24 protein-coding genes and 1 tRNA gene are annotated in these 23,860 nt (G+C 44.6%); 16 read left to right on the forward strand and 9 right to left on the reverse strand.

All coding sequences use genetic code 11. The annotated features are described in order from the left end of the window. Nucleotides 1-317: 317 nt before the first annotated feature. From O9139_RS28665 to dnaA, 8 genes are all read right to left on the reverse strand, one after another. Nucleotides 318-1,385 carry an HD-GYP domain-containing protein gene (locus O9139_RS28665; protein WP_270885159.1) on the reverse strand — a complete coding sequence of 356 codons (1,068 nt, stop codon included), beginning with the start codon at nt 1,383-1,385 and terminating at the stop codon, nt 318-320. An 84-nt stretch (nt 1,386-1,469) separates the two neighbouring features. After that, the gene (gene gyrA, locus O9139_RS28670; RefSeq protein ID WP_270885160.1) at nt 1,470-3,956 is read right to left on the reverse strand and encodes a DNA gyrase subunit A; all 2,487 of its coding nucleotides are present in this window, start codon (nt 3,954-3,956) and stop codon (nt 1,470-1,472) included. 51 nt (nt 3,957-4,007) lie between these two features. Then, nucleotides 4,008-5,924: a DNA topoisomerase (ATP-hydrolyzing) subunit B gene (gene gyrB, locus O9139_RS28675; RefSeq protein WP_270885161.1), complete on the reverse strand. Its 1,917-nt coding sequence runs from the start codon at nt 5,922-5,924 to the stop codon at nt 4,008-4,010. Between the two features lie 35 nt (nt 5,925-5,959). Beyond that, entirely contained in the window at nt 5,960-6,208 is a 249-nt protein-coding gene (gene remB, locus O9139_RS28680) for an extracellular matrix regulator RemB (RefSeq protein ID WP_270885162.1), read from the reverse strand. Between the two features lie 4 nt (nt 6,209-6,212). Further along, nucleotides 6,213-7,331 (reverse strand): DNA replication/repair protein RecF, encoded by a 1,119-nt coding sequence (gene recF, locus O9139_RS28685; protein WP_270885163.1) that lies wholly within the window; start codon nt 7,329-7,331, stop codon nt 6,213-6,215. A 34-nt stretch (nt 7,332-7,365) separates the two neighbouring features. Beyond that, nucleotides 7,366-7,581 (reverse strand): S4 domain-containing protein YaaA, encoded by a 216-nt coding sequence (yaaA, locus tag O9139_RS28690; RefSeq protein WP_270885164.1) that lies wholly within the window; start codon nt 7,579-7,581, stop codon nt 7,366-7,368. Nucleotides 7,582-7,595: 14 nt separating this feature from the next. After that, nucleotides 7,596-8,738 (reverse strand): DNA polymerase III subunit beta, encoded by a 1,143-nt coding sequence (dnaN, locus tag O9139_RS28695; protein WP_270885165.1) that lies wholly within the window; start codon nt 8,736-8,738, stop codon nt 7,596-7,598. Nucleotides 8,739-8,918: 180 nt separating this feature from the next. Then, on the reverse strand, nt 8,919-10,283 hold the full coding sequence (dnaA, locus tag O9139_RS28700; protein WP_270885166.1) for a chromosomal replication initiator protein DnaA: 1,365 nt from the start codon (nt 10,281-10,283) through the stop codon (nt 8,919-8,921). Between the two features lie 518 nt (nt 10,284-10,801). Between dnaA and rpmH the strand changes: the two genes are divergently transcribed. The 12 genes from rpmH to O9139_RS28760 all read left to right on the forward strand — a co-directional run bounded on the left by rpmH (nt 10,802) and on the right by O9139_RS28760 (nt 21,602). Further along, complete coding sequence (gene rpmH, locus O9139_RS28705; protein ID WP_163947939.1) at nt 10,802-10,936, forward strand: 50S ribosomal protein L34; 135 nt, start codon at nt 10,802-10,804, stop codon at nt 10,934-10,936. 139 nt (nt 10,937-11,075) lie between these two features. Next, complete coding sequence (gene rnpA / locus O9139_RS28710) at nt 11,076-11,435, forward strand: ribonuclease P protein component (protein ID WP_270885167.1); 360 nt, start codon at nt 11,076-11,078, stop codon at nt 11,433-11,435. 71 nt (nt 11,436-11,506) lie between these two features. Beyond that, nucleotides 11,507-12,283, forward strand: a complete 777-nt coding sequence (gene yidC, locus O9139_RS28715) for a membrane protein insertase YidC (protein ID WP_377525692.1) — start codon at nt 11,507-11,509, stop codon at nt 12,281-12,283. Next, nucleotides 12,280-12,897: an RNA-binding cell elongation regulator Jag/EloR gene (jag, locus tag O9139_RS28720; protein WP_270885168.1), complete on the forward strand. Its 618-nt coding sequence runs from the start codon at nt 12,280-12,282 to the stop codon at nt 12,895-12,897. Before yidC ends, jag begins: the two co-directional genes overlap by 4 nt. A 135-nt stretch (nt 12,898-13,032) precedes the next feature. Beyond that, nucleotides 13,033-14,409: a tRNA uridine-5-carboxymethylaminomethyl(34) synthesis GTPase MnmE gene (mnmE, locus tag O9139_RS28725; RefSeq protein WP_270885169.1), complete on the forward strand. Its 1,377-nt coding sequence runs from the start codon at nt 13,033-13,035 to the stop codon at nt 14,407-14,409. A 42-nt stretch (nt 14,410-14,451) separates the two neighbouring features. Continuing rightward, nucleotides 14,452-16,341, forward strand: a complete 1,890-nt coding sequence (gene mnmG / locus O9139_RS28730; RefSeq protein WP_270885170.1) for a tRNA uridine-5-carboxymethylaminomethyl(34) synthesis enzyme MnmG — start codon at nt 14,452-14,454, stop codon at nt 16,339-16,341. A 9-nt stretch (nt 16,342-16,350) separates the two neighbouring features. Beyond that, nucleotides 16,351-17,079, forward strand: a complete 729-nt coding sequence (rsmG, locus tag O9139_RS28735; protein ID WP_270885171.1) for a 16S rRNA (guanine(527)-N(7))-methyltransferase RsmG — start codon at nt 16,351-16,353, stop codon at nt 17,077-17,079. Nucleotides 17,080-17,250: 171 nt separating this feature from the next. Next, nucleotides 17,251-18,069 carry a nucleoid occlusion protein gene (gene noc, locus O9139_RS28740; protein WP_270885172.1) on the forward strand — a complete coding sequence of 273 codons (819 nt, stop codon included), beginning with the start codon at nt 17,251-17,253 and terminating at the stop codon, nt 18,067-18,069. Nucleotides 18,070-18,225: 156 nt separating this feature from the next. Next, complete coding sequence (locus O9139_RS28745; RefSeq protein WP_270885173.1) at nt 18,226-18,984, forward strand: ParA family protein; 759 nt, start codon at nt 18,226-18,228, stop codon at nt 18,982-18,984. Between the two features lie 8 nt (nt 18,985-18,992). After that, nucleotides 18,993-19,853, forward strand: a complete 861-nt coding sequence (locus tag O9139_RS28750) for a ParB/RepB/Spo0J family partition protein (protein ID WP_270885372.1) — start codon at nt 18,993-18,995, stop codon at nt 19,851-19,853. Nucleotides 19,854-19,930: 77 nt separating this feature from the next. After that, nucleotides 19,931-21,091 (forward strand): aminotransferase class V-fold PLP-dependent enzyme, encoded by a 1,161-nt coding sequence (locus O9139_RS28755; protein WP_377525686.1) that lies wholly within the window; start codon nt 19,931-19,933, stop codon nt 21,089-21,091. A gap of 19 nt (nt 21,092-21,110) precedes the next feature. Further along, on the forward strand, nt 21,111-21,602 hold the full coding sequence (locus O9139_RS28760; RefSeq protein WP_270885175.1) for a DUF4446 family protein: 492 nt from the start codon (nt 21,111-21,113) through the stop codon (nt 21,600-21,602). Here the strand turns inward: O9139_RS28760 and yyaC are convergent. Next, nucleotides 21,577-22,197, reverse strand: coding sequence for a spore protease YyaC (gene yyaC, locus O9139_RS28765; protein ID WP_270885176.1), 621 nt, complete (start codon nt 22,195-22,197; stop codon nt 21,577-21,579). The genes O9139_RS28760 and yyaC overlap by 26 nt on opposite strands. A 99-nt stretch (nt 22,198-22,296) precedes the next feature. Between yyaC and O9139_RS28770 the strand changes: the two genes are divergently transcribed. From O9139_RS28770 to O9139_RS28785, 4 genes are all read left to right on the forward strand, one after another. Further along, nucleotides 22,297-22,539, forward strand: coding sequence for a DUF3343 domain-containing protein (locus tag O9139_RS28770; protein ID WP_270885373.1), 243 nt, complete (start codon nt 22,297-22,299; stop codon nt 22,537-22,539). A 12-nt stretch (nt 22,540-22,551) separates the two neighbouring features. After that, on the forward strand, nt 22,552-23,427 hold the full coding sequence (locus O9139_RS28775; protein ID WP_270885177.1) for a mechanosensitive ion channel family protein: 876 nt from the start codon (nt 22,552-22,554) through the stop codon (nt 23,425-23,427). A gap of 1 nt (nt 23,428) precedes the next feature. Further along, nucleotides 23,429-23,647 carry a DUF951 domain-containing protein gene (locus tag O9139_RS28780; protein ID WP_270885178.1) on the forward strand — a complete coding sequence of 73 codons (219 nt, stop codon included), beginning with the start codon at nt 23,429-23,431 and terminating at the stop codon, nt 23,645-23,647. A gap of 68 nt (nt 23,648-23,715) precedes the next feature. Next, nucleotides 23,716-23,803: transfer RNA gene (locus tag O9139_RS28785), tRNA-Ser, on the forward strand. Nucleotides 23,804-23,860: the final 57 nt, after the last annotated feature.

A 23,860-nucleotide genomic window follows, 5' to 3' on the forward strand; every position in this document is an offset into this window, starting at 1 on the left:
GCTGACGAGATTGTTAATCTCTTTTAAAGTTTAGAGTCGATTGCTCGACTTGCTTCTCACTCGTTGTTCAGTTTTCAAAGAACAATTGCTTTCATAATCACATCGCCTTCAAAAGCGACTTGATTAATATATCACATCTGCCTACTCGATTGCAAGAACTTTTTTAATTTCTTTTCAAATTCTTTTTCTCGATCGGGCTTCCGAAGCGACAAGGAGTAATATACCAAACCCAGAAAAAGAATGCAAGCTTTTTTAAAAAAAAATTCCCCTTTGCTGCATTTAAGCCAACAAAGGGGATTAGCGAAGCATTTTAAACTTTATATTACACCTAATACATCCTGAATCCAGAGCCTTCTATCAACAGCTAAATTCACGATTTGGCCATTCACATTCACCCAAGGTCGGGTAGGATTGGAACGGTCTGAGAATACAATTTCACCGATCCGGTCATCGCTCAGCTTAACAAGCGTTCCATTGCTGATCTGTGTCAATTTATTAATTAGCACTTGCACAAGTGTCGGATCTACCTTGCCGAATGACTCAGTAAAGAGCTGCTCTAATGCTAGATATGGGGATTGCCCAGTACGATAGAACCTGTCACTTGTCATGGCGTGATAGATATCGGCAATCATCACTATTTTGGCGTATATGTGGATTTTGTCGCCTTTAACAGCTAAGGGATACCCGGACCCATCTTCACGTTCATGGTGCTGTAAGGCGCTTAATTTTACGCCGTCGTTAATAGCTGTAATATTTTTTAATATTTGATAACCCATCAATGTATGCTGCTTAACCTCATCCATTTCTTGGACGGTCAGCTTGTTTTTCTTTTCGACAATAGCGTAATCCACCTTAGCCATTCCGATATCGTGCAGAAGCCCGGCTAGCGCAATTTGCATCAAATCCTTCTGTGGGAGGCCATGCCATTTAGCCAGCAAGTAGGAGGTTAAACTGACCATGATGCTGTTGTGATAGACGAAATCCTGAAGCAATGAGTTCTTAGGAACAAAAGTAAGCACTTTGTATGCATCTATATGCTGAATCAGCGCCTCTAGTCTTGTACGGATATCAAAGATCGGGAGGGGTTGTCCTCCATTAGCTAAATGGAAGAGGCGTTTTAATAAAGTCAACATGTTTTGATACTCGGCAAGGAATGGTGGGGGGGCTGACCCTTCTGCCGTTTTCACTTCTTCCGTCCCTACTTCAGCTTCGGCAGATGACCTGGATTCGATATAAACAGAAGAAATCAGAAAAGCTTTTAACACTTCAATATCTCTATCTGTCAGTATCTTACCTTTATGAAAGAGCGTGTTGCCCAGCTTTGTCGTTACATTATCGCCTAGTTTTTCCCCAGTCCTCACTTGTGTAACAGCTACCGTCGGCACATTTTTCACTCACCTTACTTATTCGTATAGGTTATATTGTAAATTAAAAGGGATGGGTTTGTAAGCCCCCATCCCAACATTTCATTACTCTTCGCTGCCGTTTTCCTCAGATAGGCCGTCTTCGTCTTCCTGATTCTCGTTTTGCTCTTCGTTTTTTTGCACGCGAGCGAGTGTTCCCACTTCATCGTCTTCACGAATATTAATCAGTCTAACACCCTGAGTATTACGTCCCATCATGGAAATGCCGTCCATGCTCGTCCGGATAATTGTACCCGATGCTGTAATAATCATCAGGTCCTCATCATTCTGAACCACTTTAAGTCCAACAATCGGACCATTCTTATCGGTGACATTCAAGGTCTTAATACCTTTACCGCCGCGTGTTTGGATACGATACTCAGAGACAGGCGTACGTTTACCGAAACCTTTGGTCGTTACGATAAGTACACTGTTATCCTCATGCACAACGTCCATATCAATAACGGAATCGTCATTGTCGAGGTGAATACCTTTTACCCCTGTCGCAGATCGGCCCATTGGGCGGACATCTTGTTCTGGGAAGTGAATGGACATACCAAGTCTGGTACCCATAATGATTCCCTGATTGCCGTCTGTCAGCTTAACGCCGATAAGATCGTCGTCATCGCGCAAGTTAATCGCAATTAAGCCGCCTTTACGAATGTTGGAGTAATCATCAATAGGTGTTTTCTTCACGATACCTTGCTTCGTCGCGAAGAAGAGGTATTGCTCGGTCTCGAAGCTTTCTACCGGAATCACCGCATTAATGGTTTCGCCCTGTTCGATTTGAATCAAGTTGATGATTGGCGTACCACGCGCCGTTCTGCTGAGATCTGGAATCTCATAAGCTTTCAAGCGGTACACTTTACCTTTGTTTGTGAAGAACATCAGGAAGTGATGTGAGTTCGTCACGAACAAATGTTCCACAAAGTCATCATCTTTGGTATCCATGCCAACGACACCCCGTCCGCCGCGCTTTTGGCTGCGATACGTCGTAACTGGCAAACGCTTGATGTAACCTGTATGGGTAATGGTAATAACGACATCTTCACGCGGGATAAGGTCTTCATCTTCGATGCTTTCCTCACCGATTGTGATTTCTGAACGTCGTTCATCGCCGAATTTCTCTTTGATCTCTTTCAGCTCTTCGCTGATGATCGCCAGGATCAGCTGCTCGTCCGCGAGAATAGCTTTGTACTCGGCGATTTTCTTCATCAACTCCGCGTACTCCGCTTCAATCTTCTCGCGCTCTAATCCAGTCAAGCGCTGCAGGCGCATATCGAGAATGGCTTGCGCTTGCTCCAGGCTTAGCTGGAACGTGCTCATGAGGCCATCTCTAGCTTCTTCCGTCGTTCGGGAAGAACGGATGAGCGCAATGACTTGATCCAAATGATCCAGCGCAATGCGCAAGCCTTCCAGGATATGAGCGCGCGCTTCAGCTTTGCGCAGATCATACTCGGTTCTGCGGCGAATAACTTCCTGCTGATGCTTCAGGTAATAGTAAAGCATGTCACGCAAGTTCAATACTTTCGGCTCGCCGTTGACCAGGGCCAACATGATGATACCGAAGTTCGATTGCATCGCCGTCTGTTTGAACAAATTGTTCAGAACTACGCTAGGATTGACGTCGCGGCGCAGTTCAATAACAATTCGCATCCCGTTGCGGTCGGACTCATCGCGGAGATCCGTGATGCCCTCGATTTTTTTCTCGCGAACAAGTTCTGCAATCTTCTCAATTAATCTAGCTTTGTTCACTTGGTAGGGAAGCTCGTTAACAATAATTCTAGCTTTATTGTTATTCTCTTCAATTAGCGTCTTAGCGCGCATCGTGACAGAGCCTCTGCCCGTGCTATACGCTTGACGAATGCCTTCCCGGCCAAGAATGTATCCACCGGTTGGGAAGTCCGGTCCTTTAATCGCTGCCATAAGTTCTAGAGGCGTGACGTCCGGATGCTCAATGAGCATCTGAATGCCTTCAATGACCTCGCGCAAGTTATGCGGAGGGATGTTGGTCGCCATACCTACAGCGATTCCGGAGCTGCCGTTAACCAGCAAGTTTGGAAAACGCGAAGGCAATACGACAGGCTCTTGCTCTTCGCCGTCATAGTTAGGCGCATAATCAATCGTTTCTTTGTTGATATCGCGCAAAAGCTCCATGGCGATCTTGGACAAGCGCGCTTCCGTATAACGCATCGCCGCGGCGGAGTCACCGTCAATGGAACCGAAGTTCCCGTGGCCGTCAACCAGCATGTAGCGCAGGGAGAAGTCTTGGGCCATACGGACCATCGTTTCATAAACGGCGCTGTCACCGTGCGGATGGTACTTACCGATAACTTCGCCGACGATCCTTGCCGATTTCTTGTAAGGCTTGTCGGGTGACATCCCCAGTTCGGACATCGCAAATAAAATACGTCTATGAACAGGCTTGAGCCCGTCTCTTACATCAGGCAGCGCCCGGCTTACGATAATGCTCATCGCGTAGTCCATAAAGGACGTGCGCATCTCCGTGCCAATATCGATCTCTTTGACTTGCGAATGTAATTCTTCGCTCATGAATGTTCCTCCTGAAAGCTTACATCGATTGCAACGCCTAAGACGTCGAAATTAGAAATCCAAATTCTTCACGTATTTCGCATGTTCCTCGATAAAATCTCTGCGCGGTTCCACATTGTCGCCCATCAGCGTATCAAATATCGCGTCAGCTTCAATCGCATCCTCAATCGTCACTTGAAGGAGGGTACGGCTCTCCGGATCCATGGTTGTTTCCCACAGCTGTTCCGGATTCATCTCGCCCAAACCTTTGTAACGTTGTACATTGACTTTCACGCTATCGCCGAATTCCTGCATAATCGCTTCTCTTTGCTTATCGTTATAAGCATAGCGAACCGTTTTGTTGCGCTCCAATTTATAAAGTGGAGGTTGGGCAATATAGACATAACCGTATTCAATCAAGTTTTTCATGTATCTGTAGAAAAAGGTAAGCAGCAGGGTACGAATGTGCGCGCCGTCCACGTCCGCGTCAGTCATGATGATGATTTTGTGATAACGCGCTTTGGCAATATCAAAATCATCGCTGATCCCGGTGCCGAAAGCTGTAATCATCGCGCGAATCTCAGTGTTGGATAAAATTTTATCCAGTCTGGCTTTCTCCACGTTCAGAATCTTACCGCGGAGCGGCAAAATCGCCTGGAAATGGCGATCCCGTCCTTGCTTAGCAGATCCGCCCGCAGAGTCACCCTCTACGATATAGATTTCGCTGATCGACGCATCTTTGGAGGAGCAGTCCGCCAGTTTACCTGGCAGTGAGCTGACTTCCAATGCGCTTTTGCGGCGGGTCAGTTCTCTGGCTTTACGCGCAGCTTCACGAGCTCGCGCTGCTTGAACCCCTTTTTCAATAATTCGCTTGGCAACGGCCGGGTTCTCCTCCAAGAACTCTTGGAGCTTCTCAGCAAACAACGACTCCACAATTCCGCGAACTTCACTGTTTCCGAGCTTGGTCTTCGTCTGTCCTTCGAACTGCGGCTCCGGAATTTTCACAGAGATAATGGCTGCAAGACCTTCACGGACATCATCGCCGGAAAGATTCGCATCGCTGTCTTTAATCGAGTTCGATTTACGAGCATAATCGTTCAAAATCCGCGTTAACGCGCTTTTGAAGCCGGACTCGTGCGTTCCGCCTTCATGAGTGTTGATGTTGTTCGCAAACGAATAAATGTTCTCCGTATAGCTATCGTTATATTGCAGCGCGATCTCGATCGAAATATTATCCTTGGAACCTTCGACATAGATCGGCGTTTGGTTAACCGCTTCCCGATTCCGGTTCAGGTACTCAACGAAGGAAACGATACCGCCTTCATACAGGAATGTATTCGCCGTATCCGTACGTTCATCCAGCAAGTTGATCTCAATGCCTTTATTCAAGAAGGCGAGCTCGCGGATTCTAGATTGGAGGATATCGTAATCGTATTCCGTTGTTTCTTTGAAAATTTCCGGATCCGGCTTGAACGAAACCGTCGTACCGGTCTCTTCCGTCTCGCCGATAGCCTTCACATCGTACTGCGGCGTGCCGCGGCGGTACTCTTGCTGATGAATGATGCCATCACGCTTGACGGTTACCGTCACTAGTTCGGATAACGCGTTCACGACAGAGATACCTACACCGTGCAAGCCCCCTGACACCTTATATCCGGACTCTTCGCCGCCAAATTTACCGCCGGCATGAAGGACCGTAAGAACGACCTCAAGGGTTGGGCGCTGCAACTTCGCGTTCATACCGACAGGGATACCCCGACCGTTATCAATCACTGTAATACTATTATCCTTGTGAACGATGATGTCGATCTTCGTACAAAAACCGGCCAAAGCCTCGTCGATACTGTTATCGACAACCTCCCACACGAGATGATGAAGACCTCGGGAGCCGGTCGAACCGATATACATACCTGGGCGTTTACGGACAGCCTCTAATCCTTCCAGTACCTGAATCTGATTCTCATCATACGTATTTTGATTCACAGACATGCTAATCTCCACCTGCTTTTTTATAGTCAAAAAAGTTAGTTCGTTAACAATTGATGAGCTCTCTTTTTCAAAGTCATCGAGGAAATGGGCGAGTAGTACACCTTGCTCTGCGTAACGACGAGCGATTTGCACTCTTCTTCTCCGATGTGCTCGATTTTCTTATCTTTTTCAGCCTGCTGAATAAACTGTTTGGATATTTTGGAAGACTTCTCTACAGAGAGATCAAATATAGCAATCAGTTCGGAAGCTCTTATAATTTTTTCGCCGCCCAAATGAATAAACATGTTTTCAGCTCCTACCGTTTACATTTCCTTTCAAAACATGGAACACCGAAGCATGATCCAGTTGGTCCAAATGGACACTTTCCAGACCTGTCGTCGTAATAAACGTTTGGACTTTTTGTTGGAACGTACGGATCAGTTGCGTCTGCCTATATTCATCTAGCTCCGACAATACATCGTCCAGCAAAAGGAGCGGATACTCGCCGACTTCCTCATGAATCAGCTCGATTTCCGCCAACTTCAGGGATAGCGCTGTCGTGCGCTGCTGCCCTTGCGAACCAAACGTCTGTACCTCTTTACCATTGATGAAAAAAAGAAGATCGTCGCGATGAGGGCCTACTAGCGAGACACCTCTTCGAAGTTCCTGATCTTTAACCTGTGTTAACTTTATCATAAATTGCTCTAATAAAACAGATTCATCTTCAAAATGCTGCATATCAAAAGAGGGGGCATAGCGGATTGTGAGTTCCTCACTGTCATTCGTTATCCCTCTATGGATCGTTTCCGCCCACTGTTGAAGCTTCTTAATAAAGCTTTGACGTTTTTTCATAATTTTAACACCATACTGGGCTAATTGTTCGTTCCAAATGTCCAGCATGGCATCTGGAGAGCTTTTTCCCGGGAATGCCTGCTTTAAATAATTGTTTCGCTGAAGCAGAATTTTTTGATACTGAGATAGATCATAGAGATATGAGGGCTGTACTTGTCCGATCTCCATATCCAAAAACCGGCGGCGCACACCTGGCGTACCTTTGACGATCTCAAGGTCTTCCGGGGCAAACATAACGACGTTCAAGGCACCGATGAAATTACTCAGCTTTTTTTGTTCGAGCCCATTGATCTTGGCTTTTTTACCTTTGGTCGAAATAGCGAGGTCCAACTTGCAGCTGCCGTACCTTTTGGTAACTTCTGCATGCAGCTGTGTGTGCTCTTTATTCCAGCCGATCAATTCCTTATCCTGGTGGGTCCGGTGTGACTTGGTCATCGCCAGCACATAGATCGATTCCAACAGGTTTGTTTTCCCTTGTGCATTAGGACCCACGAATATATTGACGTTACTGTCCGTTGTCAGCTCGATTTGCTCATAGTTCCGGTAGTGGCTGAGCGCCAGCTTGGTTAAAAACATAATGGTCCTCCCGGGTGCCAGAACGCGTAAGCGATCAGGAGCTTATGACTTCAAACTGCCCGAAACCCTCTACGCTAACAACATCACGCGGAACCAGTTTCCGTCCTCTGCGGTTTTCAGCTTGCCCGTTCACTTCAATTTTCGTTTCCAGCGCAAAAAATTTAGCTTGTCCACCTGTGGATATACAGTCAGCAAGCTTTAGAAACTGACCTAGGGTGATATAGTCGGTGCGGATCGCGATTTGTTTCAACGTTGTATGCTCCTTTAGTTCGTCGTGCGGTATGGCAAGATTAACTGAATGATATTGGTTGAATCTTCAGGTTTCATAATGATTGGCTGCATCGCACCGGTAAAGCCGATGTGGATATAGTCCGAATCCAGAACTTTCAAGGCGTCGAGCATGTATTTGGAGTTAAACGAAATACGCAGCAGGTCACCTTTGATGCTCTGCAGCTCAATTTGCTCCGTGACTTTGCCGAGCTCGGAAGAGCTGGAAGAAATCTCGATCGTTTGATCCTCGCGCATAATCATTTTGACGATATTCGTTTTGTCTTCTTTGGACAATAGGTACGCCCGGTCAATCGCTTCAGCAAGCTCTTTGGTCGGAACGACGAGCTCCGTCTGGTACGATTGCGGAATCAACTTGGATGTATCCGGATAAGTACCGTCCAATATACGAGTATAAAAAAGAATTGAATGAATCTTGAATAAAACTTGATTGTCCGAAATAACGATATCTATAAGAGAGTTTTGATCCGGCAAAATTTTGCTAAGCTCGTTCAGCGTACGCCCGGAGATAACAATATTCTGCAGGTTAGCCGCGGCATCGTTGTCTATCGTTACTTCTCTGCTGGCCAGGCGGTGGCGGTCGCAGCCGATAAATTTCAGCTTATTGCCTGAAATGTTCCAAAGAACACCTGTCAGAATCGGTGTCGATTCATTGGTCGAGACGGCATAGGATGTCTGTTTGATCATCGTTTTAAGCAGATCGCTTGGAAGACGAATCATTTTGTTCTCTTCAATTTCAGGGAGCAGCGGATATTCATCCGGATCAAGTCCCATAATTTGAATTTCGGAAGAGCCTGAACGAATTGTTGTTTGAAAATGCTGACCGACTTCGATCTCAATATTTTGCGAAGGTAGTTTACGAATGATCTCCACAAAAAACTTAGCAGGGAGAACAACGCTGCCAGCTTGGAAGAGATCGATAATTTTAATATTCCCATTTTCCGTAGGCGTGAAGCTTTGAATAGAAATATCCGTATCGCTTGCCGTTAAGGTAACACCGCTTAAAGTAGCATCTATTTTGATCCCTGTAAGAATAGGAATAGTTGTACGGCTGGAAATCGCCTTAGAAACATGACCGATGGATTCGATCAAATGGTCTTTGAGTATGGTTAATTTCATATTTTCACTCCTGTGGTTCTTTTTATCGGTGCGTTAGCATATTCATTTTATAATAACATTTTTTATTAGTAATAGCAGTAGGGGGCCTGGATATGTGGATATGTGGACGAACCCCTTCATAAATCAAGCCTATCCACATGTGTATAGATTGTGCATAGGCTTTGTGTAATCGGTTAGTTATCAAGAAGGGTTTTTGATCCGCTCGATTAGATTTTGTATGACCTTGTAAAGCTCCTGATCGTTTTTGAGCGATTCGGAGATTTTCTCATGGGCGTGAATGACGGTCGTATGGTCGCGCCCGCCGAAATTTTCGCCGATTTTGGGCAATGAGAAATCAGTCAGCTCGCGAGCCAGGTACATGGCGACTTGCCGCGGGAAAGCAACAGCCTTCGTACGTTTCCGCGCTTTGAAATCCTCCAGCTTTAACCCGTAGAACTCACCGACGCGCTGCTGAATATCTTGAATGGTAATGACTTTGGGCCTGCTCGAAGGAATAATATCCTTCAATGCTTCGGCTGTCAGATGTACCGTTATATCTTGATTAATGAGCGAGGAATAAGCCACAACGCGGATGAGCGCGCCTTCCAGCTCACGAATGTTGGTATCGATCTGATTGGCGATATAAATCATCGCTTCATTCGGGATTTCGAGGTTCTCGGCCTTGGCTTTTTTGCGTAAAATGGCAATCCGCGTCTCTAAATCTGGCGGTTGAATATCGGTTATGAGCCCCCATTCGAACCTGGAGCGTAAGCGGTCTTCCAATGTTGGAATTTCTTTGGGCGGTCGGTCACTTGAGATAATAATTTGTTTACCTTCCTCATGTAGCGCATTGAATGTATGGAAAAATTCCTCCTGCGTACCTTCTTTCCCCGCGAGGAATTGAATATCGTCAATCAGCAGCACATCAATCGTCCTGTATTTATTACGAAAGCCTTCGCCGCGGTTATCGCGGACAGCATTAATGAATTCATTCGTAAATTTCTCGGATGAAATATATAAAACACGCGCTTCCGGATTATGTTCCAAAACATAATGGCCGATGGCGTGCATTAAATGCGTTTTTCCTAATCCGACTCCTCCGTAGAGAAATAGGGGATTATAAGCTTTGGCCGGCGCTTCCGCGACAGCGAGTGAGGCTGCATGCGCAAAACGGTTGCCGGATCCGATGACGAACGTATCAAAGGTATACCTGGCATTCATCATATTCGTGAAATTTTCTTCCGTCGACACAATTGCCGGACCTTTCGGCGGAATCACAGCTTGGGCAGCTGCGGCAGGCTGAGACTTGTGCTCGTCGGTTTCGATCGTAAATTTCACTTCGACATGCTTGCCGGTAAAATCGTAGATCGTTCCTTCAATAAGCTTGGTGTAGCGGCTTTCCAGCCATTCACGCGCGAAATTGTTAGGTGCACAGATGACGACAGTCGTATCGTTAAATACCGTCGCTTTGGTGGATTTCAACCAGGTATCGAAGCTGGGTTTACTGAGTTTGGTTTGGATGATTGTCAGGACTTGCTGCCATAGGTCAGTAGTATGGCCTTCCACAGTAACTCACTCCTTTGAAATTCAAAACGTGTGGCATATAAGGCCAGAGAGAAAAAAAGCTGGTGTCTAACGAGATCAGCTTTTGTCGATTTATCCACATTAATAAGGATTGGTCGAAATGACTTATTCAATAAGAGGGAAAATTGTTCACAATGTTATCCACAGGTTGTTGATAAAATAGAGGGTGGTTGAGGTCTATCCACAACAGAAACATAATCATCTTATCAAAAGATTACTTGATAATCAACGGATTCTTTGATATTATCCACAATCTCCATAAGTTGTGCATAGGTTTTATTCACACCACAAGATATTGTTGATAGGTTGTTAACTTTCGACAATATTCTCGATTGTGGATGAATAAATTATTCACAGGTTGTTCTGCGGCTGTCGAATTTCCAAAAATGATTACTTCCCCTAAACACTCGGGCAGGTTGACTTTCAAGCACGAAAATGATTTAATGAATAAAGAAATTTAGTAGGATGGATATATCCTCGTCGGCAAGGAGGTGCTATAGATGGGTCCAACGTTTAACCCTAATACGAGAAAGCGCAAGAAGAACCACGGCTTCCGTAAAAGAATGAGCACGAAGAACGGCCGTAAAGTGCTGAGCGCTCGTCGTCTAAAAGGCAGAAAAGTACTAAGCGCGTAAGAAGAGGCTCCGAAAGGGGCTTTTTTTTGTGCTCTTTGGAGGATGGAGGGCGTTTGAACCTTTCATTTTCTGTGAATGCTGTTAAGATGAGCGGTTCGCAATTTTATTAAAGAAGTAATCTGTCTGGAGCGACATATCTGTGGAAAAAACTTATCGATTGGCGAAAAGGGAAGACTTCAATAAAGTATATCGATACGGAAAATCGATGGCGAATCATCAGTTTGTACTATATTATTTGCCGCAGCCTAAGATCGAGCAGTTTCGACTGGGCATCTCGGTTAGCAAAAAGGTGGGCAACGCTGTCGTTAGAAATCGCCTGCGGCGGATGATTAAAGAAATTGTCAGGCTGAATAAAGAGCAGCTGGCCGTCCAATACGACTATATTCTGATTGTCAGGAAACCTGCTGCCGACATGGATTATGCACAGATGGAAAAGAGCATTTTTCATGTCATTCGAAAAGCTTCTTTATATAAAAGAAACGAGTCCACAAAAAGATAGCTTGTTATTTCCTTGCATGGTAAAGTTGTGGTATAGTTTAAGTTGGAAAAGATACTTAGGAGGATCTCATTTTGACTCGTCGACGACTCTATATGCTCGCATCTGTAGCAGCCTTGTTCCTGTTACTGACCGGTTGTAGCACACACTCCAGCACAACGGCACCGATTGATCCGGCTACCGCTGGTTTTTTCACCAAATACTTTGTGTTTCCGCTTTCCTGGACCCTAGACTGGTTCGCAGCTCATCTATGGGGACAATACGGATTATCGATTTTGGTTGTAACGATGATTATCCGTCTTATCATTCTTCCATTGACGCTGAAGCAGTATAAGAGCTCCAAGCGCATGCAGGAATTGCAGCCGGAAATGAAGAAGGTTAAAGAGAAATATAAAGATGATGCGAAAAAGCAGCAAGAAGAGACGATGAAACTGTTCCAGCAAAATGGTGTAAATCCTCTGGCTGGTTGTTTCCCGATTATCGTGCAAATGCCGATTCTGATTGCTCTCTATCAAGCGATTATGCGCAATGATCACATTCGTGAGCATTCGTTCTTATGGATGAACCTTGGTCAACCGGATCATTATTACATTCTTCCGATTTTGGCCGCGATCACAACGTTCGTTCAACAGAAGTTCATGTCTTCACAGATGAACCAGCAAATGAAGAGCTTGCTCTTTATTTTCCCGGTTATGATTTTCGTCATGTCGATGAATTTTGCAGCAGCACTACCGCTGTATTGGATATACGGTAACATCTTCACCATAGTTCAGTCTTACTTTATTTATGGTGCTCCTGGATCTCAAGGTTCTCAAGGATCTCAAAATAATAAGGGTGGCCTGTCCAAATGAAAAAAATCGTGGTGACTGGAAAAACCATTGAGGATGCGGTAAAATCCGGACTTTCCCAATGGCAGGTATCTGAGGACCGTGTTCATGTTCACATCTTGGAGCAACCTTCAAGAGGGCTGTTCGGTATTTTTGGTTCGAAAGAGGCCAAAGTCGAGCTCGAATTGATTCCGGATCCGCTTGAGGAAGCGATACTTTTTTTACAAGATATCTTCAAGACGATGCAAATTTCCATCACCATAGATCAGCAGAAAAGTCGAGAAGGTATTCTTTTGAACCTGAGTGGCCCTGAGTTAGGCATTCTTATCGGTAAAAGAGGACAAACTCTGGACGCGCTGCAGTATTTGGTCAATATTGTTGCTAATCGGTATGCGAATTCGCATTTCCGTATTATTTTGGATGCCGAGCAATTCCGTGAGCGTCGGAAAAAGACGTTGGAAGAGCTGGCTGTGCGCTTGGCTAACCGCGTGTTGAAATCTAAAAAAGAGGTCATTCTTGAACCTATGAACTCGCAGGAACGCAAGATCATTCATGCCGAGCTTCAAGGTCATCCCGTCATTAAAACTTACAGCAAAGGTGAAGAGCCGAATCGTCGGGTCGTTATCGCCTTGAAATAATGGTTGTCCGCAATGACTTCGGTACATGTCATTGCTTTTTCTTTATAAAGCCAACCTCTATTCGCGGTCACTTCTCAAGCATGTGATTGTAATAGAGGTTTTCTCACTATGAGTCCTATTTGAGGTGTTAATGTTATGTTAAAGGATACGATTGCCGCTATTTCGACTCCGCTGGGTGAAGGCGGAATATCGGTTATTCGTGTGAGTGGTGATGATGCGGTTCCTCTGGTGGAACGCGTTTTCCGCTCCAAAACGAAATTGTCAGCTGCACAGACGCATACTGTACATTATGGATACATTGTTGAGCCTGCTACTTCCGAAAGGTTGGAGGAGGTTCTCGTTACGATTATGAAAGCTCCACGTTCTTTCACGATGGAGGATGTTGTTGAAGTGAGCTGTCACGGGGGCATTGTTTCCGTGAAGAAAGTGCTGGATCTCCTGCTTCAGCAAGGGATCCGCTTGGCTGAGCCCGGTGAGTTCACGAAGCGGGCTTTCTTGAACGGTCGGATTGATTTGACTCAGGCGGAAGCGGTCATCGATTTGATTCGGGCCAAGTCCGACCGGGCGTTCAAGGTGGCGTTGAAGCAAGTGGAGGGCAAGTTGTCGAGCCAGATCAAGCTTCTACGCCACCAATTGGTTGAGTTGATGGCACACGTAGAAGTGAACATCGATTATCCGGAGCATGACGTGGAAGAGATGACGAATGCTTTCATTCGGAATAAATGTGACACCGTCATGGCCGAAATTGAGCGCTTGCTGCATACGGCTCAGCAAGGGAAAATTTTGCGCGAGGGCATCGAGACGGCGATTGTGGGGAGACCCAATGTCGGCAAATCCTCGCTGCTCAATGAGCTGGCACAAGAGAATCGCGCGATTGTGACCGATATTCCTGGAACGACGAGAGACGTGATCGAGGAGTTCGTCAATGTCGGCGGGATTCCGCTGAAGCTGCTGGATACTGCGGGAATTCGCGAAACGACTGATATTGTGGAACAAATCGGTGTGGAGCGTTCGAAAACCGCTTTGGCAGAAGCGGATTTGATCCTGCTTGTTCTCAACAGCAGTGAAGAGCTGCAGCTGGATGAGCTTGCTTTGATGCAGCAGCTTGCTAAGCGGCAAGCGATCGTCATTTTAAATAAAATCGATTTGGAACGCCGAATTGATGTTGAAACGGTATATCACTACTTCGCGCCTGAACGCGTGGTGGAGTTGTCGTTGTTAGAAGGCAAAGGAATCGCTGATTTGGAAAAAGCTATATCAGGGATCTTCTTTGAGGGTAAACTAGAAGCAAGCGATATTACTTATGTGAGCAATGTTCGACATATTGCCTTATTGAAGCAAGCGAAGCAATCGCTAGTGGATGCTTTGGAAGCGAATGAACAGTACATTCCTATAGATATGATACAAATTGATATTCGCGCTGCATGGGAGCAGTTGGGTGAAATTATCGGTGACTCTGTGGGCGAGTCTTTGATTGATCAGATTTTTACACAATTCTGTTTAGGTAAATAATAATGAAAATGAGTTTTCATAAAAGAGGGAGGAACAAATTAAATGGGATATCATGCCGGAGATTATGACGTTATCGTCATCGGCGCGGGCCATGCCGGCTGCGAAGCTGCTTTAGCTTCCGCGCGCATGGGCTGCAGCACGTTGCTGCTGACCATCAATTTGGATATGGTTGCATTCATGCCTTGCAACCCGTCAATCGGCGGGCCTGCTAAAGGTCACGTTGTTCGGGAGATCGATGCGCTTGGCGGTGAAATGGGGCGCAACATCGATAAAACTTATATTCAAATGAGAATGTTGAATACAGGGAAAGGTCCTGCTGTGCACGCGCTTCGTGCGCAAGCGGATAAATTTTCATATCAGCATAAAATGAAAGAAACGATCGAGGCAACGGATAACCTGACTTTACGTCAAGGTATGGCCGAGGAGCTTATCGTTGAAGACGACGTGTGCAAAGGGGTTATTACGAAAACAGGCGCCGAATATTATGCGAAGGCCGTTGTTTTAACGACAGGCACTTATTTGCGCGGCAAAGTGATTATGGGCGAACTTATGTATGAGAGCGGACCGAATAACCAACAGCCTTCCGTTAAGTTGTCGGAGTCTCTGCGCAAGCTCGGTTTGGAACTCGTTCGCTTTAAAACAGGAACGCCGCCGCGCGTTCATAAAGATACGATTGATTTTGACAAGACCGAAATTCAACCCGGAGATGCTGAACCTAAATTTTTCTCTTATGAAACGAAAGAGGGCGTACCGGATCAACTCCCTTGTTGGTTAACCTACACGTCGGAACAGACGCATGACATTATTAATTCGAATCTCCATCGTGCTCCAATGTTCTCAGGCGCAATTGAAGGAACAGGCCCAAGATACTGCCCTTCAATTGAAGATAAAATTGTTCGCTTTGCGGATAAGCCAAAACATCAAATTTTCTTGGAGCCGGAAGGCCGTAATACTTCTGAATATTATGTTCAGGGTCTTTCCACAAGTATGCCGGAAGATGTGCAGCTGAACATTCTGCGTTCGATTCCAGGATTGGAACGAGTGGAGATGATGCGTACCGGCTACGCGATCGAATATGATGCTGTAGTTCCAACGCAATTGAAACCATCTTTGGAGACGAAGCTGGTGAGCGGCTTGTTTACGGCTGGCCAAATTAATGGTACGTCTGGTTATGAAGAAGCAGCGGGCCAAGGCATTATGGCTGGGATTAACGCTGCGCGCAAAGTGCAAGAAAAGGAAGCTGTTATTTTAGACCGTTCTGAAGGCTATATCGGTGTTCTCATTGATGATCTTGTAACAAAAGGTACGAATGAGCCTTATCGTCTGCTTACTTCGCGTGCGGAATATCGATTATTGCTTCGCCATGACAATGCGGATCTTCGTCTTACGCCGATTGGTCACGAAATCGGGCTCATTACCGATGAGCGTTATGAAACGTTTTTAAATAAGAAGAACTTGGTTGAGCAAGAGATTGAACGCTTGAAAACGACGAAAGTAAGACCTGAACCGGAAGTCCAGCAGATTCTTGAAAGTGTCGGGAGTGTTCAACTGAATAATGCTGTGGATGTGCTTTCTTTGCTGCGCAGACCGGAAGTGGAATATCGTCATGTTGAACAAATGTCGGCGTCACCTTTGGAACTGACGGATGAAATGAAGGAGCAGGTTGAGATTCAAGTGAAGTATGCGGGTTACATCGAGAAGCAGCTCGCTCAGGTAGATCGACTTCGGAAAATGGAGAAGAAGAAAATTCCTGATGATATCGAGTATAGTGATATCCACGGTATTGCTACAGAAGCGAAGCAAAAGCTTGCCAAAATTCGCCCAGTCTCCATCGGTCAGGCTTCCCGTATTTCGGGAGTTACGCCTGCCGACATTTCCATCCTGCTCGTATATCTCGAACATTACAACCGCGTTACTGCGGCTAGAGGATAACCAACATATATGGATGCTATACAACAACAGTTCGTTCAACTACTACAGCAACATAATATTCAATTAACATCAGATCAATTGGAGCAATTCGAACTCTATTACAAGACGCTAGTCGAGTGGAATGAAAAGATGAATTTGACAGCAATCACGGAGAGAGAACAAGTCTATATGAAGCATTTTTATGATTCTCTCTCTCTTTCTTTTTATTTTCCAATTGGCGAAGCCTCTCTACTCGCAGACATTGGTTCTGGTGCAGGGTTCCCTAGTGTACCTCTGAAAATTGCTTTTCCTCATCTTCAAGTCACTATTATTGACTCTCTGAATAAACGCATTTCCTTCTTGCGTGAGCTAGTCTCTCAGTTAGGTTTGAATGGTGTGGAATGTGTTCATGGTAGAGCGGAGGATATTTCTCGGATGCCTGCATACAGGGATCACTTTGATTTGGTGACAGCTCGTGCGGTCGCCCGCCTCACTGTTCTGAATGAATTTTGCCTGCCCTTTGTGAAAAAAGGAGGGACCTTTGTGGCAATGAAAGGTTCTGAGATTGAAGAAGAATTGAAGGAAGCCTCTTTCAGTTTATCTGAGTTGAAAGCTCGTTTAGTGCAGGTGGATAGAATGAGTTTACCAATTGAGGATTCTGTTAGACACTTTGTGCGTATTGAGAAACTTGCTAACACACCCGGGAAATATCCGCGTAAAGCGGGTACGCCTTTGAAAAACCCGCTGATAAAATTTTGAAAATGTTTCACGTGAAACAATACAAAAAACGTTCAAACCTTTTAAGCAGGATATTCTCTATTAGCGGAGAATTATTTATTGTATAAGTATTCTCGTCATCCTTTACCGGTACAGCTTCTTCAGCTTGTATTGGAAGTTAAACTACGGGAAGAGTTGGTGGTAAGTTTTCCTATGAAAGAGCAAATTTCAAGACTATTTGGCCTGGCTGACCGTTCTAATGCCTCGGACGAAGTGAAAAACATTCCTGTTAATAGTATAATCCCGAGTCCTTATCAACCGAGAACGGTTTTTGATGACGATCGTATCGATGAACTCTGTCAGACCATTCGTACGCACGGTGTAATTCAACCTATTGTTGTAAGGGTGAAAAACAATACATTTGAGTTGATTGCTGGAGAGCGCAGACTTAGGGCTGTTAGAAAGCTCGGTTTAGACACGATCCCGGCAATTATTCGCGAGTTCAATGATTCTCAAGCTGCTTCTATTGCACTGATTGAGAACCTGCAGCGGGAAGGACTCACTGCAATTGAAGAAGCTGCTGCGTATCAGCAGTTGATCGAAATGCATGATCTAACCCAAGAGAGTCTTGCTCAGCGTCTTGGAAAAAGTCAGTCTACGATCGCAAATAAAATTCGTTTGCTTCATCTAAGTGAACCTGTGAAACTAGCTTTAATGGAAAGAAAGATTACTGAACGACATGCTCGTGCATTGCTTTCCTTGGATCAGGAAGAGCTGCAATTGAAGGTTTTAGAGGAAATCATCACGAAAGAATTGAACGTAAAGCAAACCGAGGCGCGAATTAGTTTCCTCAGAGAAGCTTCGAAGATTAAAAAATCCAAACGAGTTTCCTTTACAAAAGATGTGCGTTTGGCTCTAAATACAATTCGTCAATCTGTAGAGATGGTAACGAACTCAGGTTTAAATATTAATACCCATGAACAAGATCATGAGGATCATTACGAAATCATTATTAAAATTCCTAAAAGATAAGGCAATTATTGCTTCCTTTAACGGCGCAAGCCGTTTTTTTGTTTCTTTATTTTTAATCTAGTAAATTTTAATAAGGTAACGAGATGGAAGATATGGTAAGATAATAGTACTCTTTAAATTTAGTTCTGGAACAAAAGCGATTGAGGTGACTAGGTTTTGTCTAAAATAATAGCAATTACGAATCAGAAGGGTGGCGTCGGAAAGACAACGACTTCTGTAAACCTGGGAGCATCTCTGGCCTCGTTAGGAAAGAGAGTGCTGCTAGTAGATATCGATCCGCAAGGGAATACGACCAGCGGGATCGGTGTTAATAAAGCTGATGTCACAAACTGCATCTATGATGTGCTAATAAATGATGTTCATCCGAAAGATGCGACATGTGATACAAATATTGAGAATCTCAAAATTATTCCAGCAACGATTCAGCTCGCTGGTGCAGAGATTGAGCTTGTTCCAACGATTTCAAGAGAGGTTCGCCTAAAAAAATCTCTTCAATTAGTGAAACATATGTATGATTACATCCTCATTGATTGTCCACCGTCGCTTGGTATTTTAACAATTAACTCATTAACTGCCGCTGATTCTGTCATTATCCCAATTCAATGCGAATATTATGCGCTCGAAGGACTTAGTCAACTGTTGAACACAGTAAGATTGGTTCAGAAGCATCTTAATACAGGTCTTCAAATCGAAGGTGTCTTGCTGACGATGTTCGATGCCAGAACAAACCTTGGTATTCAGGTAATTGAGGAAGTTAAGAAGTATTTCCAGACTAAAGTATATCAAACCATTATCCCACGCAATGTTCGCTTGAGTGAGGCGCCGAGCCATGGGCAGTCCATTATCACCTATGATCCGAGATCCAAGGGAGCAGAAGTGTATCTGGAGCTTGCGAAGGAAGTGATCTCTGTATGACAAAAGGAATGGGTAAAGGTTTAGGCAAAGGGTTAGATGCATTAATTACATCCTTACATATTGATGAGTCAGATAAAGTGGTTCAAATCCCTTTGGCACAACTAAGAGCGAATCCATACCAGCCGCGAAAAAATTTCAATGAAGATAGCATCAAGGAATTATCTGATTCGATTAAAGAGCACGGTGTCATTCAGCCCATCATTGTTCGCAAGGTTTTAAAAGGGTTTGAGATTATTGCTGGTGAACGCCGTTTCCGGGCATCTCAGCTATGCGGGTTGCCGACGATTCCTGCGGTAGAACGCAGTTTTTCAGATCAACAAGTTATGGAAATTGCTCTTATTGAAAATGTGCAGCGTGAAGATTTAAATGCTCTTGAAATTGCTGTAGCTTACCAAGCAATCATTGATCAATTCTCATTGACGCAGGAGGAGCTTTCCGCAAAAGTAGGGAAGAGCCGTTCCCACATTGCAAACTTTTTGCGGTTGCTGCAACTTCCTGAATCGATTAAACAGTATGTTTCACGTGGAACATTATCGATGGGGCATGCTAGGGCAATCGTAGGCGTGAAGGACGATAAAGTGAAGAAAGAACTGGCTGAAGCAACAATTAGTAAGCAATGGAGTGTTCGCGAGCTTGAAGAAGCTGTGAAACGACTTGAAGATCAGCCAGGACAAGAAAAAGAAAAACCTAAACAAAAAGAGAAGAATAGGGATCCTTATATTCACCAAGCTGAAGACCAGCTAAGAGATATTTACAGAACAACGGTAAAAATTAAGAGCCAACAAGATAAAGGTAAGATTGAGTTGTTGTATTATTCCAAAGATGATTTGAACCGACTGTTAGAACTGCTTCAAGGTAAAATCTCTTAAAATTCACATGGCATACCGATGGTTTTCTTTCTAAGTGAAAGATTAAACTAAGGTATGCTATATTTTTGAGGTGAGAAATGATGAGTGAAATCATTTATTTTGATCAGGCAGCTTCCTCTTGGCCGAAACCACCTGCAGTGATGGATGCCATGATGAAGTGCATGCAAGAGTACGCGGCCAACCCGGGTAGAGGCAGTCATCAGATGGCTGTGCAGGCGAGCAGAGTATTATTTGATACAAGGAAGCACGCAGCTAAATTATTCGGCATTAAAAATCCAAACGATATAAGCTTTACGTTGAACACAACGCATGCATTGAATCTGGCGATCAAAGGATTCGTGAAGCCAGGCGATCATGTAATATGTACAAATGTAGAGCACAATTCAGTGCGGAGGCCTTTGGAACATTTGAAAGCAACCGCTAACGTTGAAATTACATATTTAAGCCATAACGCAGAAGGCTATATAGAATTAAGTGAATTAGAAAGGTCATTCAGGCCGAATACGAAGCTTGTAGTTGTAAATCACAGTTCAAATCTATTAGGTACGATCATGCCTGTAGGAGAGATTGGAGGGATCTGCAAAGGACGTGGAGTGAAGCTGCTTGTAGACGCCGCACAAAGCGCTGGAGTCCTCCCGATTCATGTTGGAGATATGGATATAGATATGCTAGCTTTCCCGGGTCATAAAGGGCTTCTAGGGCCTCAAGGGACGGGGGGGCTCTACATTCATCCAGATGTTGATTTAGATCCTCTGATGTATGGTGGAACAGGTAGCCAGTCTGAGGCTGTTTTGCAACCGACAGTAAGGCCAGATCGGTATGAAGCGGGGACCCAAAATACGGTTGGTATCGCCGGGCTCAACGAAGGAATAAAATTCGTCTTAGCGGAAACGGTTGAAAAAATACATGCAAAGGAATGGCGTCAGACCCAGATGCTGATGGAGGGATTGCTGGGAATTGAAGGAGTGACGATTCTGGGTCCTGGCATTGGACAAAATAAGACAGGGATCGTTTCGTTCAATATTAACCAAGTGGACTCTTCGGAAGTAGCCTTCATTCTAGATCAATCGTTTCAGATCGCAGTGCGTTCAGGTTATCATTGCACGCCTCTAGCGCATGAAACAGCCGGTACTTTAGCGACCGGCGCTGTCCGCTCGAGTATTGGTTATTTCACCAAAGATGAGGAAGTTAATGCTCTGATTGATGCCGTTAGAGAGATTAGCTTCCAGTATGCATAATTAGAAAGAGGGATAGTTCATGGGGGAACTGTTTGGTTCGAATAGTGATTTTGTTATTGTAGGATGTGCGGCGTTAATTATCGTGTTGTTTGTAATGGTCATCGTACTTATGTCCAAATTATCCAAACTAAGAAAGCAGTACTTGAAAATGATCAACGGCTCACAGGCCGATAATATGGAGAACTTGATCATAGGTATTCAGGAGCAGTTGAATCAACAAAAGGCCGAATCGGCGACGATTTCAGCCAAGGTTGAAAACATGCGTGAAGCGATGAAGTCGATGAAATCGAAAGTAGGGATTCACCGTTACAACGCTTTTGCAGAGGGCGGTAGCGATATGAGCTTTACCATCGCGATGTTGGATGAGCATCAGGATGGAGTTATCATGACGGGCATACACAGCCGCGAACAAACATATCTATATGCAAAGCCGGTCCAAAAAGGGCAATCCACCTATACGCTAAGCCCGGAAGAAAAACAGGCAATTAGTCAAACTTCAAAGCAGCCGTAGCATTGGAAGAGTAGGGTTGAGCGCGTCGGAGTGCACTATGAATCGCATCACCAATCACGTTAGCCATATTCATAACTAAACTAAGCCGAGTATTTTGCAAGACGAAATATTCCATAAAGCCGCCTACATTGACAATACCGGTTACGTGAATATCGCCGACAGGTGGAAGATCTTTATTGACGCCTGCACCTGGTTTGAGCGGGCCGTCGGCAACTTGGATACAGCCTACGCTGGATACTTGCCCTAGGCAGGCATCGACTGCGACGATGAAAGGGTTCTGGAACTGCTTATGCACGCTATCAACCGTTTCAGCTAAGTTCATTGCATGGACAGGCTCGTCCAAGGTGCCGAATAGATGGAGATGGCGTAAGTTGGTTTTATGCAGATGAGTGCCGACAAGAGGGCCTAATGAATCGCCTGTAGATCGATCTGTACCTACGCAAATAATAACGATAGGTTGATAGGTTGGTAGTTTACTAAAAATAGTTTGTAAGTGTTTAGAGAGAAGAGCAGGCGTATCAGCGTCAGTATGCTGAATTTTCAGCGGCTCAATTCCTTTATCTTTGGACGATTCAAAACCAAATTGGAATTTCATCTTATCCCTCCAAGTGCTGCGACTTTTTTTTTACTAGTATATGGAGAGATAGAGACATTTATACGTAGGGGAGGAGGATTTTCCCTGAATAATTCAATCATGCTTCTTGCCTTTGATTCAACACAGCAAGCACTGCGGGCAGAAATGTTACTAGAGTACGCGGATATCGAAATTGACATTCGACCGACGCCAAAGGAAGTTACTGCTGGATGCGCTTTATCTATTGAATTCCCTGGTGAACATCTATCCGTAGTGAGAGAAATCATAGAATCGGAAAAGGTAGAGATCAGGGGGATTTATTTTATAAAAGATGATAAATATGTTACGATTGATGGCATATAGGAGGGCCAAAGGATGACGTATGTGACTAAAGTCGTTCAATGGATGAGAGATCATTTTAGTAATCCGGAAATGTTGGCGAATGGGTTTTGGATTGTTGTAAAAATTATTATCATTTACTTTGCAGCCAGAGTATGTATCAAAATCGCTGATAAAATGATTAATCATATGATGAGCGCACGAGAGAAGTCGCCGCTTAAATTTGATGTAAGGCGAACGAATACGATCGGAAGATTAATACATAATTTGATCTCGTATACGGTTAATCTCATATGTATACTACTGATTCTCGGACAGGTAGGCGTCAATTTAGGACCACTATTGGCGGGAGCTGGTGTTCTGGGGTTAGCGATTGGTTTTGGTGCGCAGAGTCTTGTGAAAGATGTGATTACGGGTTTCTTTATTATTTTCGAGGATCAATTCGGAGTTGGCGATGTCATTCAGATTGATCAATTCAAAGGCACGGTTGAAGAAATAGGCATTCGGGTAACACGGGTCAAAAGTTGGACAGGTGAAGTACACATCATACCGAACGGCAATATCAAGCAGGTTACGAACTTTTCTACATATAACTCATTGGCTGTCGTTGATGTTGCCATTTCCTATGAGGCTGATCTGGATCGAGCTATTGAGGTGTTAAAGGAAACAGTTAAGCAAGTGCACGAGCAGATGGGTAACATTGTGAAAGAACCCGAAGTGCTCGGCGTTCAAATGATCGGAAATTCGGAGTTAAAGCTGCGAATTATTGCTGAGTGCAAGCCGAATACGCACGCCGAAGTAGCGAGAAGGATGAATGCTGAGATTAAGAAGCAATTGGATGCGAGCGGTATTGAGATCCCGTATCCGAAGGTTGTCACATTTGTAAAATCGGAAAGGGCGGTAATGGACTGAGATGGAAAAGAAGGAGTACCAGCTCGGGGATATTGTGCAGATGAAGAAACCGCATCCTTGCGGTACGAATGAAATGGAAATCATCCGCATGGGTATGGACATCCGCATCAAATGTGTAGGCTGCAAGCATAGTGTCTTAGTCCCCAGGGCAAAATTCGAAAGCAAGTTGAAAAAAGTGCTGAGATCAAACCCGGATATGAAGGAAGATAACTCAGTTTAAAAAAATTAAAAAAGGGACTTGCGGGGGCATGACTTTTTTGATACAATAAGTCCTGTTCTCGCTTTTGTGGAAAGGTACCCAAGAGGCCCAAGGGGGCTGACTCGAAATCAGCTAGGCGTCGCGAGGCGTGCGTGGGTTCGAATCCCACTCTTTCCGTAACAAAAGAAAACCTTCTGCGTTTGTTTAACGCTAGAAGGTTTTTTTGTTTTTTAA

It is taken from the genome of Paenibacillus aestuarii, from assembly GCF_027789125.1.
GTDB classification, from domain to species: domain Bacteria; phylum Bacillota; class Bacilli; order Paenibacillales; family NBRC-103111; genus Paenibacillus_E; species Paenibacillus_E aestuarii.

Coding starts and splice junctions, on each gene's coding strand:
- gyrA (WP_270885160.1), bottom strand. CDS start 3,956: ATGAGCGAAGAATTACATTCGCAAGTCAAAGAGATCGATATTGGCACG.
- gyrB (WP_270885161.1), bottom strand. CDS start 5,924: ATGTCTGTGAATCAAAATACGTATGATGAGAATCAGATTCAGGTACTG.
- remB (WP_270885162.1), bottom strand. CDS start 6,208: ATGTTTATTCATTTGGGCGGCGAAAAAATTATAAGAGCTTCCGAACTG.
- recF (WP_270885163.1), bottom strand. CDS start 7,331: ATGTTTTTAACCAAGCTGGCGCTCAGCCACTACCGGAACTATGAGCAA.
- dnaN (WP_270885165.1), bottom strand. CDS start 8,738: ATGAAATTAACCATACTCAAAGACCATTTGATCGAATCCATCGGTCAT.
- rpmH (WP_163947939.1), top strand. CDS start 10,802: ATGGGTCCAACGTTTAACCCTAATACGAGAAAGCGCAAGAAGAACCAC.
- jag (WP_270885168.1), top strand. CDS start 12,280: ATGAAAAAAATCGTGGTGACTGGAAAAACCATTGAGGATGCGGTAAAA.
- mnmE (WP_270885169.1), top strand. CDS start 13,033: ATGTTAAAGGATACGATTGCCGCTATTTCGACTCCGCTGGGTGAAGGC.
- mnmG (WP_270885170.1), top strand. CDS start 14,452: ATGGGATATCATGCCGGAGATTATGACGTTATCGTCATCGGCGCGGGC.
- rsmG (WP_270885171.1), top strand. CDS start 16,351: ATGGATGCTATACAACAACAGTTCGTTCAACTACTACAGCAACATAAT.
- noc (WP_270885172.1), top strand. CDS start 17,251: ATGAAAGAGCAAATTTCAAGACTATTTGGCCTGGCTGACCGTTCTAAT.
- O9139_RS28750 (WP_270885372.1), top strand. CDS start 18,993: ATGGGTAAAGGTTTAGGCAAAGGGTTAGATGCATTAATTACATCCTTA.
- O9139_RS28755 (WP_377525686.1), top strand. CDS start 19,931: ATGATGAGTGAAATCATTTATTTTGATCAGGCAGCTTCCTCTTGGCCG.
- O9139_RS28760 (WP_270885175.1), top strand. CDS start 21,111: ATGGGGGAACTGTTTGGTTCGAATAGTGATTTTGTTATTGTAGGATGT.
- yyaC (WP_270885176.1), bottom strand. CDS start 22,197: ATGAAATTCCAATTTGGTTTTGAATCGTCCAAAGATAAAGGAATTGAG.
- O9139_RS28770 (WP_270885373.1), top strand. CDS start 22,297: ATGCTTCTTGCCTTTGATTCAACACAGCAAGCACTGCGGGCAGAAATG.
- O9139_RS28775 (WP_270885177.1), top strand. CDS start 22,552: ATGACGTATGTGACTAAAGTCGTTCAATGGATGAGAGATCATTTTAGT.
- O9139_RS28780 (WP_270885178.1), top strand. CDS start 23,429: ATGGAAAAGAAGGAGTACCAGCTCGGGGATATTGTGCAGATGAAGAAA.